The sequence below is a fragment of the Streptomyces sp. NBC_01551 genome (assembly GCF_026339935.1).
Classification (GTDB): domain Bacteria; phylum Actinomycetota; class Actinomycetes; order Streptomycetales; family Streptomycetaceae; genus Streptomyces.
In genome coordinates this window covers 2,787,529-2,801,272 of record NZ_JAPEPX010000001.1, presented here as the reverse complement: position 1 = coordinate 2,801,272, position 13,744 = coordinate 2,787,529, and the positions used below count along the sequence as shown (strand labels likewise).

Below are 13,744 nucleotides of genomic sequence, written 5' to 3'. Positions count from 1 at the left end.
GCGGCGCGAGTGTGACGGCCCTACGCGTCGGGTTCGGTGGGCCGGGTGCGGCCCCGGGTGAAGGCGGCGGTGAAAGCGGCGTCGCCGAGGGTGGTGCGCAGGCGGGCCGTCGCGCGGTCCACGTCGGCGCGTTCCGCCTCGGGCAGGGGCGTGCCCGCGGACTTCCGCAGGGCGGCGGCCGCGCCGAGGAGGGTCGCGGCGTGGGCCGCCCGGCCCGCGGGCAGGGCCCCGGCCAAGCCCTCGAAGGCCAGCGCCAGGGCGCGGGGGTCGCCCGACCGGCGGGCCGCCGCCAGGCCCTCGCGGTGCCGTTCCTCGGCGCGCCCGCGGTCTCCGCGCAGCTCGGCGACGTACCCGAGCTGCGCGAGGACCAGCGCCGCCCCGGAATCGACCCCGAGCCGCCGGTTCCACTCCAGCCACGGCAGCAGCCGGGCCTCGGCGGCGTCCAGGTCGCCGTCGCGGCGGGCGCCGAGCGCCAGGCCGATCTCCGCGAACTGTTCGGCGGGGCGGTGTGACTGCTCCACGGCGAGCCGCCGGGCCCGCTCGTGGAGTTCCGCCGCGCGGGTGGTGTCGCCGGTCAGCAGGGCGATCCGGCCCTGCCGCGCCAGCCGGAAGGAGACCTGCGTCCAGAGCTCCAGTTCCTGCGCACTGCGTACGCCCTCCCGGTGCAGCCGGGCGGCGGTCGGGTAGTCGCCGGCCAGCTCGGCGAGCACACCGAGCTGCTCGGAGGCCTGCAACTGGCCCCACCGGTCACCGAGTTCCGCGAACAGCGCGGCACTGGCCTCGGCGTTGCGCCGCAGCTCCGCGAGGTCGCCCCGGTAGAGCGCCCGCGTCGCGAGAGCGTTGAGCGCGGCCGCCTCCCCCCACCGGTCCCCGACTCCCCGAAACTGAGCCACAAGCCGGTCGAGGCCCGCGCAGGCGTGGCCGCGGGCGGGGTGGCCCTCGCCGGGGTCGCCGCCGCCGGGGTGGCCGCCGCCGGTGGGGCCGCCGGCGGTGGGGCCCTCGCCGCCCTCTCGCGCCCCGCCACCCTCTTCCGCCTCGCCGTCCTCTCGCGCCCCGGCGTCCTCTCCCGCCCCGGCCCCGGCCCCGGCATCGGCGAAGCCGAGGCGGGCGAATTCCAGGAGCCAGCGGCCCCGCGCGTCGGCGGATTCCAGGTCCGCTTCCCCGGGCCCGTCCGGGGTGCCCGCCAGGGCTGCGAAGGCCGCGCGGCGGGCGTGGGCGCCGGCGACTGCCGCCCCGGAGGCTCCGGTTGCCGTCGCGCACGCCAGCGCGGCGTCCAGCGCCGCGCGCGCCTCGGCGATGCGGCCGCGCAGGCACCAGTACCAGGCCAGGGCGTTGACCAGACGCAGGGCCAGATCCCCGGCCCCGGCCGCCACCGCGTGGTCCAGCGCGGCCCGCAGGTTGTGGGACTCGTCGTCGAGCCGGCGCAGCCATTCCCGCTGGCCGGGGCCGTGCAGATGGGACGCCGCCCGCTCGGCGAGGGCGGTGCAGTGCTCGGCGTGCCGCAGCCGCACGGCGTCCGCCTCGGCGGCGCCCGCCTCCGCGAGCCGCTCCAGCCCGTACGCGGTCACCGATTCCAGCGTCCGCAGGCGCGCCCCGTCTCCCCCGTACGCCGTCGCCACCAGCGAGCAGTCCACGAGCCGCGTGACCAGGTCCAGCACCTCGTCCGTGCCGATCTCCCCGCCCGCGCACACCGCCTCGGCCGACTCCAGGGTGAAGCCGCCGCAGAACACGGCCAGCCGCCGCAGCGCCACCCGTTCGTCCGGCTTCAGCAGCTCCCAGCTCCAGTCGATGACCGCCCGCAGCGTCCGCTGCCGCGCGGGCGCGTCCCGGCGTACCTGGTTGAGCAGCCGGAACCGGTCGTGCAGCCGGTCGGCCAGCGTGTGCACCCCGAGCGCCCGGACCCGGGTGGCCGCCAGTTCGAGGGCGAGCGGGATGCCGTCGAGGCGGCGGCAGATCAGCGCCACCGCCTCGGAGTTGTCGGGGCTCAGCGTGAACCCGGGCGCAGCGGCCGCCGCGCGGGCCGCGAACAGCCGCACGGCCTCGGCCTCGGGAAGCGGCGCGACCGCCTCCAGCACCTCGCCGGAGAGCGCCAGGGGCTCCTGACTGGTGGCGAGGACCCGCAGCCCGGGAGCCCGCCGCAGCAGCTCCCCGGCCAGCGTGGCGACGGCTTCCACGACGTGCTCGCAGTTGTCGAGTACGAGGAGCAGCCCGCGCGCTCCGATCGCCTCGGCCAGCCGCTCCCGGGCGGCGTCCTCGCCCCGCGCCCCGGATCCGCCGGCGCCGTCGGCGTCTTCGCGCACCCCGAGCGCGGCGGCGACCACCGCGGCCACACTCCCGCGCGCCCCGGCGAGTTCCACGAACCACACGCCGTCGGAGCACGCGGGCGCGTCCGCCAGCCGGGCCGCCGCCGCCAGCGCGAGCCGGGTCTTGCCGACGCCGCCGGGCCCGGTGAGGGTGACGAGTCGGCCCGCCTCAACGGCCGCGCACACCCGGGCAACGTCCTCCTCCCGCCCAACGAGCCCCCCGACGGACGCGGGCAAACCACCCCCGACCCACACCCCGGCCCCCGCCGCAGCCCCTGCGGCCCCAGCCCCGGAGGCCTCCGGCCCCGCCGCTGCGGCCCCCGCCTGCGGCGCGGCTGCCCCCGGCCCCGGCCCCGGCGCGGCTGCCCTCCGCCCCGGCACCCCCGGCTCCGCCCCGGCCGCCTCCGCCCCTGGCGCGGCTGCCTCCGACTCCGGTACGGCCGTCATCGCCCACGGCTCCGGCGCGGCGGCCTCCGGCTCCGGCGTGGTCGCCCTCCGCCCCGGCGCCTCCGGCCCCGGCGTGGTCGCCCTCCGCCCCGGCGCCCCCGGCTCCGCCCCGGCGGCCCCCGCCCTCGGACCCGGCGCCCCCGGCCCCGGCCCCGGCGCCCCCGGCCCCGCCCCCGGCGCCCCCGGCCCCGCCCCCGGCGCCCCCGGCCCCGGCCCCGGCGCCCCCGGCGCCACCGGTGCCGCCGCCGTCGGGTCCTGTCGGAGGATCGCCTCGTACAGTGCCGCCAGCTCCGGCCCCGGGTCGATGCCGAGTTCCTCCGCGAAGCGGGTCCGTACCTCCCCGTACACCGCGAGCGCCTCGCTCTGGCGCCCGGCGCCGTACAGGGCCCGCATCTGCGCGGCCCGCAGCCGCTGGCGCAGCGGGTGCTCCCCGGCGAGCCCGTTCAACTCATCGGCGAGAGCCGCGTGTTCACCCAGCTCCAGCCGGGCTTCCGCCAGCTCCTCCCGCACCGTGACCCGCTGCTCCTCCAGGCGGGCGACGGCCGCGCGGGCGAAGCCGGCGTCCCGGACATCGGCGTAGGCCGGCCCGCGCCACAGCCCGAGCGCCCGCGTCAGCAGGGCCGACTTCGTCCGTACGCCGGACTCCTCGCGGGCGCGGCCGGCGAGTTCCTCGAACCGGGCGGCGTCCACCGCCTCCCCGGACACCCGCAACGTGTAGCCGGCCGGGCCGTACCCGACCAGGGCGCGGCCGCCGTCCTCGGCCCCGGCGAGGGTGCGGCGCAGCTGGGACACCTTGGTCTGGAGGGTGTTGCCGGGGTTGCCGGGGGCGTCCTCGCCCCACAGGTCGTCGATCAGCCGGTCCACGGCCACGGGCCGCCCGTGGTGCACGAGCAGCGCGGCGAGCAGCGCCCGTACCTTCGCCTCGGGCACGGGGACGGGAGTCCCGTCGTCCGTCCGTACGGTCACTGGCCCGAGCACCTCGAAACGCATGCGGGCCACGGTACTTGGGGGCCGTGCGCGGACCGTCAGCGATCCGTGCGCGGCCTCTCGCATGGTGTTCCTGTCACCGCGACCGCGACCGCGACCGAGCGGCCCGAACCCGAAGGGAACACCCCCATGACCACCACCGCCACCCCCCGCACCGTTTCCCGCGAGATCCGCCTCGCCTCCCGCCCCGTCGGCGCCCCGGCGTCCGGGAACTTCGCGCTGGTCACCACCGAGGTCCCGGCACCGGCTGAGGGTCAGATCCTGGTGCGCAACACCTGGATGTCGGTGGACCCGTACATGCGGGGCCGGATGGACGACGCCCCCTCCTACATCCCCCCGTTCGCCCTCGGCGCCGCCCTGGAGGGCAGTGCGGTCGGCGAGGTGATCGCCTCCCGGGACGCGGCGGTGCCGGTCGGCTCGACCGTCTCGCACTTCCTCGGGTGGCGCGAGTACGCCGTCCTGGACGCGGCGGCGGCGACCGTCGTCGACACCGGGATCGCCACGCCGGCGGACTACCTGGGCCCGCTCGGCACCACGGGCCTGACCGCGTACGCCGCGCTGACGCGGACCGCGCCGGTGAAGGAGGGCGACGTGGTGTTCGTGTCGGCGGCGGCGGGCGCGGTCGGCAGCGTCGCCGGGCAGCTGGCGCGGCAGCTGGGCGCGTCCCGCGTCATCGGCTCGGCGGGCGGCCCGCACAAGACGAGGAAGCTGCTGGACGTCTTCGGCTACGACGCGGCGATCGACTACCGGCAGGGCGACCTGCCCGGCCAGCTGGCGCAGGCCGCCCCCGAGGGCATCGACGTCTACCTCGACGCCGTCGGCGGCGACCACCTCCAGGCGGCCATCGGCGCCGTCCGGCAGGGCGGGCGGATCGCGATGGTCGGCGCGATCAGCGGCTACAACGCGTCCGCACCGGCGCCGGGCCCGGACAACCTCTTCCGGGCCGCCGCCCGCGAGGCGACCCTGCGGGGAATGCTGGTCTCCAGCCACTTCGACCTGTTCCCGGAGTGGATCGGCAAGGCGGCGTCCTGGCTGGCCGACGGCACGCTGCGTACGGAGGAAACCGTCACCGAGGGCATCGAACACGCCCCCGACGCCTTCCTCGGCGTCCTGACCGGCGCCAACACCGGCAAGATGCTGGTCCGCCTCTCCCGCTGACCACGCGGCCGCGCGGCCCCGAGCGGTGCCCGACCAGGCCGCGACCGCGCCGCGAGCGAGGGCGGGCAGATTTTTTCCGCTGCCCCGTCACATCCTCGCGGAGCGATCCGTCAACCCAGTGACGGAAGCGAACCGCACACCGAGGAGACACCACGATGAACGCTCGTATGAAGAACCCGGCCATGGTCCTGCCCGACGCCATGACGGGCATCCAGAACCTGTACAAGGCCATGCACAAGGGCGGCGTCCCGCAGCAGACCATGGAGCTGGTCCACCTGCGCGCCAGCCAGATCAACGGGTGCAGCGCCTGCGTGTTCGCCGGGGTGTCGGGCGCGAAGAAGGCCGGGGAGACCGAGGAGCGGCTGCACCAGGTCGCGGCCTGGCGCGAGGCGCCCTTCTTCACCGACGCCGAGCGCGCCGCCCTCGCGCTGACCGAGGCCGCCACCCGGATCGCCGATCGCCCCGGTCAGGCCGTGCCGGACGACGTCTGGGACGAGGCCGCCGACCACTACACGGAGGAGCAGCTCTCCGCGCTCATCCTGATGATCGCCATGACCAACTTCTTCAACCGGATCAACACCACCATCCAGGAGCCGGCCGGCGCCAACTGGGGCTGAGCCGCCTCCGGCTGCCGCGTCTACTCGGTGCGCGGCAGCCAGCCCCGCTGGACGGCGCGCACGCCGAACTCGAAGCGGCTCGCGGCGCCCAGCCGCTCCATCAGCCCGTTCGCCAGTCGGCGGGCCGTGCGGGGGGAGACCGCGAGGCGCTTGGCGATGGCCTCGTCGGTCAGGCCCTGCGCCAGCAGCCGGATCACGGTGCGCTCCTGCGCGCTGAGCCCGCCCGCGTCGCGTTCCTCCGAGGCGCCCAGGGTGCGGGCGCCGGACCAGACGTTCTCGAAGAGCGCGCACAGGGCCGTCAGCGTCCCCTGCCCGGTGAGCACGACGGCCGCCGCCGCGCTGTCGTCGCTGCTGACCGGGATCACGGCGATGGTCCCGTCGAAGATCATCATGCGGGTCGGCAGGTCCGGGGCGGTCCGCACCTCCCCGCCGAGCTCGCTCAGCCACTCCGCGTACGCCACGGTGCTCTGGCTGTTGCGCACGCTGTCCTGGAACAGCGACCGCATCCGCACCCCGCGGCTCAGCAGCACCGTGTCGTTCTGCTTGGAGGCCTCCAGGGTCTCCGGGCGGTGGCCCCCGCCCGGGGCGAAGGTCATCAGTTCGCTCTGGAGCCCGTGCGCCAGGCCGGAGATCCGGTTGCGGATCTCGTCGAGGCCGACGAGCTGCTCGACCCCCGGGCTGGTGGCGGCCGGGCTGAGGTCGGCGTACTCCGCGATGAGCTGCGCGGCGGCCGCCCGTGAGGCCTCGATGCGCAGCTGCTGGGCCGCGAGTTCCGCCTGCTGGCGGGCCATCAGGATCTCCATGCCGACCTCGGGCGAGACGGCGCGGAGTTCTCCGGCGTTCTCGTAGGACGGCCGGATCAGGGCGAGTTCGCTGAGCGTGTCCAGGCTGCGCCGGATGTCGGCGTCGGACACCCCGAGACGGGAGGCGAGCGCGCTCACCCCGTCGCGCGGCGCCGCGAGCATGGTGCGGTAGACGGCCTCCGCAGTCGCGTCGAGGCCAAGAGTGGCCAGCACAGTCCCCCCGGTGTGTGCCGTATTGATCGAAGTCGGTCAGATCATCGCACGCGGGAGCCTTGCGGACCATGAGGTGGACGGTTCCGTCCAGGGCCCGAAGTGTCCACCTTCGGGGCCTTCGCGAGACGGGCGGCATTCGCCAGGCTGGGGTTCATGTACCTCGTTCACGCCGGCCTCCGGGCTTCCGCGCCCGGCGCCCAATTCCCCGTTGCCGCAGCCGAGTTGATTCGCTCGGTCGCCGACGCCGACGGCCTCCCCGCCGAGCACGTCTCCGCGCATCCGCACGCCTTGCCCGACCCCGTCGTGGGCGTCTTCCTGCTCGCCGACAGCCTCGGGGAGGCGGAGCGCCGCGCGGAGGCGCTCTGTCGGCGCGCCCTCGACGTGGTGCCCGCGCTGCGCGGCTGGACGCTCACCCGGGTCGGGGCACCCCTGGTCACGCCGTACTACGAGCGGCTGCTGCTGTCCCCTTCCGGCCCCGCTGGCCGGATCGGGTCAGGGCCGCTTCCGTCCATCTGAACCCCCTTCCAACCGCTCTGACCTGCGACGAAAGTAGTGATCGCCAGCAGGGAGCAACACGGAAACCCGGCCGGCACCACCGGATGAGACGTCACCGCGGGACGCGAATCCGGACGACCACCCCTTCCGTTCCAGCTCTCGCAAAGGACCACTGCCATGCTTCGCACCCGCCTCGTCAAGGCCGCCGCGGTCACCACCCTTGCCCTCGCCGCCATCACCCCCGCCCTGACGGCCCACACCGCCGGCCAGAGCAGCCACGTCTCCGCCACCACCGCCTGGGAGACCGCCCCGACCGGCAAGAACACCACTGCCTGGGAGTAGCCGCCCCGCCGCCGCAGCGGCCCTTTCGCTCCACCGAGCCTTCGCTCCACCGCGCCTCGCCCCACCCGCGCCGACCGGCCCAGCGTCTGACAGCTGCTCCTGCAGGGCAGCCGTCCACGTGCCACGGCGCAGCTCGACCCCTTCGGCCTCGATCAGGCCCGCCCGCGGACGGTCACCGACACCGTCACGTCACCGACACCGTCACCGCGGCGCTCTCAGACTTCCTTCCTCGCCTTCAGGAGCTTCGCCATGTCCCGCAACCTCAAGACCATCGCCATCCGCCTCACCTCCGCCTCGGCCCTGGCCGTGACCGCGCTGACCACGGTCGCCATCTCCCCGGCCGGAGCCTCGCCGCTCACGGACGGCATCTCGTCCACCGCCCAGGCCGAGAACGGCAACGGCGCCTGTGCCCACGGCGGTTACGTCGGCGGTCCCAACCAGAGCAGCAGCTGCCGCGGCGGCACCACCAGGACCCACGCCTGGTGCGCCGACTTCGCCGGCTGGGTCTGGGCACGCAACGGGGTCACGGGCCTCGGCACCCTGGACGACCGGGCGGCGAGCTTCATGGACTACGGCAAGAAGTACGGGACGCTGTCCAACACCCCGCACGTCGGCGACGCCGTCGTCTACAACTACAACGGCAGCGACTACGCCGACCACGTGGCCGTCGTCACCGGCGTCTCCGGCAACACGGTCACCATCACCGGCGGCAACCAGGGCGGCTACCCGGGCCACGTCAGCACCTACTCCACCACCAAGTGGAGCGTCGGCTCCTCCCCCTGGGGCCAGCGCATCAGCGGCTACATCTCCCCGGCCGGCACCTCGACGCCCAGCTACCCCAACCCCGCCTCGCTGCCGGCCGGCACTCTGGTGAAGTCGCCGAGCGGTCCCGACGTCAAGGTGATGATCGCCGGATCCGGTGTTCCGGTGGCGGCCTCCGACGTCACCCCCGACAAGTACGACCTCAGCAAGGTCGTCACGGTCGACGACACCGCGTTCCGGGCCCTGCCCAGCGCCCCGCCCGCTGGCACCGTGGTCCACGACCAGGCCGGCGGCAACGCCCGCTACGTCATGATCGACGACGCCGCCCTGCTGATCGGCGCCGAGGACTGGACCGCCGCCGGCTACAACAACCGCGCCGACATGGGCGTCCCGACCGCCTGGCTGAAGGCCGCCGCGCAGCGCACCGTGCCGACCGGCATCGTGGTCATGGACCAGACCGGCACCGACCCGTCCCGCTACGTGATGGTCGACGGCGCTGCCCTGCACATCTCGGGCGCCGAGTGGACCGAGGACAAGTACAACGAGCAGACCCTGATGGGTGTCCCGGCCCAGTGGCTGAAGGCCGCGATCGCCAAGTCCCCCTCGAACGACAACGTGCTCATGGACCAGTCGGGCACGGACCCGTCCCGCTACGCCATGCTCAACGGCGCGGCCGTGCCGATCTCGGGCGCCGAGTGGACGGCCAACGGCTACGACAAGCGCACCCTGATGGGCGTCCCGGGTGACTGGCTGGCTTCCACCGTCGGCAAGAAGGTCGCCAACGGCTCGATCGTCAAGGACGTCTCGGGTGCCGACGCCACCGTCTACGTGATGGCCGGCGGCGTCGCGGTCCCGCTGACGTACGCCGACTTCACGGCCTTCGGCTACGACAAGCGTCCGCTGGAGGGCGCCCCGGGCACCTGGCTGAAGTCGGCGGCGGCGCAGGCCGCCCCGGTGGACGGCACGATGCTCCTCTCCCCGGACAGCAACACGGTGTGGCAGGTCACGGGCGGCAAGAAGAAGGCCATGACTGCCGACCAGTTCGGTGCCGGCAAGCTCAGCTTCGACGACGTGGTCAGCGTCCCGACCGCCTTCACGGCGAAGATCCCGACCGCCTCTTGAGCACCGGTCGCCTGAGCACCACCTGAGCACCGCCTCCTGAGCACCACCCCCGAGCCGCCCGGCCCCGCCGGCCGGGCGGCTCGGACCGGCCCGCCCGGCCCGCCGCCCCCGCCCCGCCCCGCCGCCCGAAGGAAACCCCGATGCGCTCCGTCGCCGCCCGCAAGAACTCCGTCCTCGCCGTCACCGCCACCGCCCTCCTCGCCGTCGCCGCCCCGCTCCTGACGAGCACCGGCGCCTCGGCCGCCTCCGTCTCGACCTGGGACAAGGTCGCCCAGTGCGAGGCCAGCGGCAACTGGAGCATCAACACCGGCAACGGCTACTACGGCGGCCTCCAGATCTCGATGTCGACCTGGCGCGCCTTCGGCGGCACGCAGTACGCCGCGTACCCCCACCAGGCGACGAAGCAGCAGCAGATCCTGACGGGCGAGAAGATCCTGGCCGGCCAGGGCCAGGGTGCCTGGCCGTCCTGCGGCCCCGCCGCCGGTCTCGGCGCCGACCACGCCAACCCGTACCCGAGCGCCCCGTCCTACCCGGACCCCTCCACCCTGCCCGCCGGCACGCTCGTGAAGTCCCCGAACGGCCCGGACGTCAAGGTCATGATCAGCGGCGCCGGCGTCCCGGTCGCGGCCTCCGACGTCACCCCCGACAAGTACGACCTGAGCAAGATCGTGCTCGTGGACAACGCGGCGTTCAACGGCCTGCCGACCTCGCCCCCGGCCGGCACGGTGGTCCACGACCAGGCGGGCGGCGCCGGCCGCTACGTCGTGATCGACGGCGCGGCCCTCCCGATCTCCGCCGCCGACTGGACGGCCGACGGCTACAACACCCGCCCCGACATGGGCGTTCCGACGGCCTGGCTGAAGGGCGCCGTCCAGCGCAGCGTGACCAACGGCCGCGTGCTCATGGACCAGTCGGGCACGGACCCGTCCCGCTACGTGATGCTCAACGGCGCGGCCGTGTTCATCTCGGCCTCCGAGTGGACGGCGAACGGCTACGACAAGCGCTCGCTGATGGGTGTTCCGAGTGACTGGCTGGCTTCCACCGTCGGCAAGCAGGTCGCCAACGGCTCGATCGTCAAGGACGTCTCGGGTGCCGACGCCACCGTCTACGTGATGGCCGGCGGCGTCGCGGTCCCGCTGACGTACGCCGACTTCACGGCCTTCGGCTACGACAAGCGTCCGCTGGAGGGCGCCCCGGGCACCTGGCTGAAGTCGGCGGCGGCGCAGGCCGCCCCGGTGGACGGCACGATGCTCCTCTCCCCGGACAGCAACACGGTGTGGCAGGTCACGGGCGGCAAGAAGAAGGCCATGACTGCCGACCAGTTCGGTGCCGGCAAGCTCAGCTTCGACGACGTGGTCAGCGTCCCGACCGCCTTCACCACGAAGATCCCCACCGCCTCCTGACCCGGCTCACCGGACAGGCCGGCCCCCTCTCCCCACCGGGAGCGGAGGCCGGCCTGTCCGGCATTGCCCGGGGCGGTAGGTCAGGTCACGTCACAGTTCGACTCCGCCGCTGGGACCCGGCAGCTCGGGGGGTGGCGGCTGGTGCCCGGTTCCCCGCCCCGTACCGCCCTCTCCCGCACCGCGCCCCGGGGACGCGGTACCGCGCTGTTTGCGGGTGAAGCCCGCCTGCCACGTCGGCGCCGAGCTCTCCGGGGGAGTGGCGGCGCGGGGGCTAGCGGCCTTGGACCGGTTGCGGATGAAGCCCGCCTGCCATGCCGGCACCGGTGGTTCGGGCGCAGGACTGTCCTGCGCCGGCGCCTCCGGCTGCGCAGCGGTCTCGGGCCCGGCCTGCTGGGGCGTCTGTGGTGCCTGAGGCGCCTGTGGTGCTTGTTCCGGTCCGTCCCGCTGCGCGCTGATCTCGGGCCCGGCCCGTTCCGGCGTCTGTGGCGCCTGCTCCGGCGCCTCGGGCCTGAGCAACTGCCCGTTCGGCCCCTGGACCGTGCGGGCCGCGTCCCGTTCCTGCGCGGTGAGCAGTGACCGCGGGTCCCGCCGGGTCAGCGGCGGCTGGCTCATCGCCGCCTCGACCGTGGCTTCCGCAGCGTGGTCCCACGTGTACTCCTGCAGCGTCTCCCGCAGGTGCAGCGCGCCGGCCTGGCGCTGCGGGAGGTCCTGGTACAGCCCACCGATCGCCTTGGCCCAGGCCTCGGCACGGCTGGTGCCGTCGGTGGGCTCGGCCACCACGCACGGTCCGCCGATCTCCGGCGGCACACGATCCGGATCCTGGAGGAACCGGGCGGCGCCGCTCTCCTCGTTGACCAGTACGGGAACACCGTGCGCCAGCCCTTCGGGCGCGACCATCCCGAAACCCTCGTGCTTCGAGGGCATGATCACCGCGTGCGAGCCCCGGATGTCCTCATTGATCTCGTCCATGCTGCTCGTACGGGGCTTGACCGTGACGTTGCCACCGGTGAGCCTGCCGAGATTGGCCAGTTCGGCCTGCATCCGGTCCGTGGGGATGCCGCGGACGGTGAGATGGACAGGGGTGCCGGCCTCGTTCAGCAGCTTCACTGCCTTTGCGGCGTCCGCCACGCCCTTGAGGGGGTCGTCGACCCGCCCCATGACCAGGAGGTTCAGCCTCTCCGGCGCGGGGTCGTGCACCACCGGATCCTGAACCCTGGTGCCCGGCATGACCTCGTGGGAGTGCGGAACGTTCACGCCCTGCGCGGAGAGCTCCCTGCTCACTTCCGACAGGAGAGGACCGACTCCGGCCACGACGTCCGCACGCCCCATCGCGGCACGTTCGATCGACGAGTCCCTGACGGCCTTGTATTCGGCCTTCTCGGGCGTGAACCCCTTCACATAGGGGAGCCGTTCGGGGCTCGTGTGCAGGAAGTGCACCACGCGCGCGTCCCGGTACCAGTTCTCGCGCAGCTCGACGGCGGCCGGTCCCGAGAAGCGCGAGTGCGCGACGATGATGTCGTACGGCTTGCTCGCCGGATCCTCGAGCCCGTACTGCCTCGGTTCCTGGCCGGCGAGGTACTTGATCCAGTCCCGCCGCTCCATTTGCTCCGGCTCGCCTTCCACCCCCGGCCCGAGATCGAGCATGGGTGGCTGTGTCGTCACCACCTTCTGAATGCCCTCGTGCTGGGGCATCTCGGGGTTGGCCGTGAACAGCGTGACGTTGTGGTGACGGGCGAGAGCCTCGGCCAGTTCCTGGTTGAAGACCTCCACACCCCCCTCGCCCCTGCCGCTGTTGTCCGACACGACGAGAATGTTGTACCTCGGCTCCGACACCGATCCCCCGTATTCCTCAGCCATCATGTGTCCCGTGTCAGAAGCCGACGGTTTCCCGCAGCTCGCGGCCGATTCCTGATGTGAGGAACTCCGTCAGGTCGTAAGCGGAGAAGTGCATGGTGCCGGACACCGCTCCCGGGTGGATCCTCGCGGCGTACTCGTCCAGGATCTCCGCCAGGATTCCCGCCCGTACGGCAGAGATTGCGACGTTCTCCACCTCTCCCTTCTCGCGGTAGAAACGGCGCTGGCCGGGCCGCGGGGCACTCGGCCTCAGCCCCGCCGCGACGCTCCGCCCGAAGCTCTCGGCCTCGGCTGCGATCAACGTGGCGACCGGCTGGCCCTCGGGCCAGTCCACTCCCGAGACCGTGTGCACGCGTGGGTCGATCAGATCGTGTTCCTCCTGCCAGAACACACCCGACTGCCCGGCCAGAAGGTCCTGAAGGTCTCGAGCGGCCTTCGACGCGGCAGGGTGGAACGAGAAGTCCCCGGACTCCCGGATGTCCTGCAAGGTGGGCACGTTCTCCGACGCGCGCCAGGCCGCCCGGGCCAGGGCGTCGTACCGCGCCTGCAAGTCGTCCACATCGGACGGCCGGTGGGACACGCGCGCCACGCTGACCGCACCCGTGGGGTGCGGAGTCGGCACGCGGGCCCCCAGCGCCTCCCGCAGCCCGTCGGCGGCCTCATGCACCAGCCGGCTGAGCTCCGCCGTGTCCCCGGTGATCGTCACCGGGGGCCGCCCCGGGGCCAGCCGGTGGGCCAGGTCCTGGAAGGGGCCGGTCAGGGCCAGCATGTGGTTCTCAGGGACGACCACCGCCCGCCCCGGCACCAGGTAGTCGTCCGGGTACGGTTCCATCCGCGGCTCGTACGGACCGGGATCCCCGGCCATCCGGGCCTGCCACTCCGCGACCGCCTCCGGGAACGTGACCGGCCGGTCGACCGGCCCCGCGGCCCGGCGGGAGATCAAATGCCGCGTGGGATCGGACGGTTCACCCTCCTGAGGCTCCAGTCCCTGCTCGGAGACGCTCAGCGACGCCTCCAACTCCCGCCAGGCCTGCCGACGCTCCTCCGGCCAGCCCCCGCCCAGGCTGTCCTGGCGCCACAGGCGGTTCTCTTGTACCCACATCATCCGCGACGCCGCCGAGTAGACGGCGTCGTACGCGTCGGCAAGGGTCATCTGGCCGCTCATCTCGGCTCTCCTTCACGACTGATCAACTCACCCACGTTCTCACATCGTGGTGAAGACACGGCCGGTGAATACC

The 13,744-nt window shown here is 73.9% G+C and carries 10 protein-coding genes; 6 read left to right on the top strand and 4 right to left on the bottom strand.

Translation table 11 applies throughout. The features are described 5' to 3' along the window. Positions 1–20: 20 nt before the first annotated feature. Positions 21–3,740: a BTAD domain-containing putative transcriptional regulator gene (locus OG982_RS12385; protein WP_266787404.1), complete on the bottom strand. Its 3,720-nt coding sequence runs from the start codon at positions 3,738–3,740 to the stop codon at positions 21–23. A gap of 126 nt (positions 3,741–3,866) precedes the next feature. Between OG982_RS12385 and OG982_RS12380 the strand changes: the two genes are divergently transcribed. Together OG982_RS12380 and OG982_RS12375 are read left to right on the top strand one after the other, a co-directional pair. After that, positions 3,867–4,895 carry an NADP-dependent oxidoreductase gene (locus tag OG982_RS12380; protein WP_266787406.1) on the top strand — a complete coding sequence of 343 codons (1,029 nt, stop codon included), beginning with the start codon at positions 3,867–3,869 and terminating at the stop codon, positions 4,893–4,895. 155 nt (positions 4,896–5,050) lie between these two features. After that, on the top strand, positions 5,051–5,512 hold the full coding sequence (locus OG982_RS12375; RefSeq protein ID WP_266787408.1) for a carboxymuconolactone decarboxylase family protein: 462 nt from the start codon (positions 5,051–5,053) through the stop codon (positions 5,510–5,512). A 20-nt stretch (positions 5,513–5,532) separates the two neighbouring features. Here the strand turns inward: OG982_RS12375 and OG982_RS12370 are convergent, their stop codons facing one another. Then, complete coding sequence (locus OG982_RS12370) at positions 5,533–6,528, bottom strand: LuxR C-terminal-related transcriptional regulator (RefSeq protein ID WP_266787410.1); 996 nt, start codon at positions 6,526–6,528, stop codon at positions 5,533–5,535. Between the two features lie 153 nt (positions 6,529–6,681). On the opposite strand from OG982_RS12370, the gene OG982_RS12365 reads away from it, so the two are divergent. From OG982_RS12365 to OG982_RS12350, 4 genes are all read left to right on the top strand, one after another. After that, a complete protein-coding gene (locus OG982_RS12365; protein ID WP_266787412.1) occupies positions 6,682–7,044 on the top strand; it encodes a hypothetical protein in 363 nt (120 codons plus the stop codon). Between the two features lie 156 nt (positions 7,045–7,200). Next, positions 7,201–7,365, top strand: coding sequence for a hypothetical protein (locus OG982_RS12360; protein ID WP_266787414.1), 165 nt, complete (start codon positions 7,201–7,203; stop codon positions 7,363–7,365). Positions 7,366–7,614: 249 nt separating this feature from the next. After that, positions 7,615–9,249 carry a CHAP domain-containing protein gene (locus tag OG982_RS12355; RefSeq protein WP_266948538.1) on the top strand — a complete coding sequence of 545 codons (1,635 nt, stop codon included), beginning with the start codon at positions 7,615–7,617 and terminating at the stop codon, positions 9,247–9,249. Between the two features lie 140 nt (positions 9,250–9,389). Beyond that, positions 9,390–10,652, top strand: a complete 1,263-nt coding sequence (locus tag OG982_RS12350) for a transglycosylase family protein (RefSeq protein ID WP_266787418.1) — start codon at positions 9,390–9,392, stop codon at positions 10,650–10,652. 90 nt (positions 10,653–10,742) lie between these two features. Here OG982_RS12350 and OG982_RS12345 read toward each other — a convergent pair whose 3' ends face one another. After that, on the bottom strand, positions 10,743–12,455 hold the full coding sequence (locus OG982_RS12345) for a glycosyltransferase family 4 protein (protein WP_266787420.1): 1,713 nt from the start codon (positions 12,453–12,455) through the stop codon (positions 10,743–10,745). A 67-nt stretch (positions 12,456–12,522) separates the two neighbouring features. Next, positions 12,523–13,671 carry a hypothetical protein gene (locus tag OG982_RS12340; protein WP_266787422.1) on the bottom strand — a complete coding sequence of 383 codons (1,149 nt, stop codon included), beginning with the start codon at positions 13,669–13,671 and terminating at the stop codon, positions 12,523–12,525. Between the last annotated feature and the right edge of the window lie 73 nt (positions 13,672–13,744).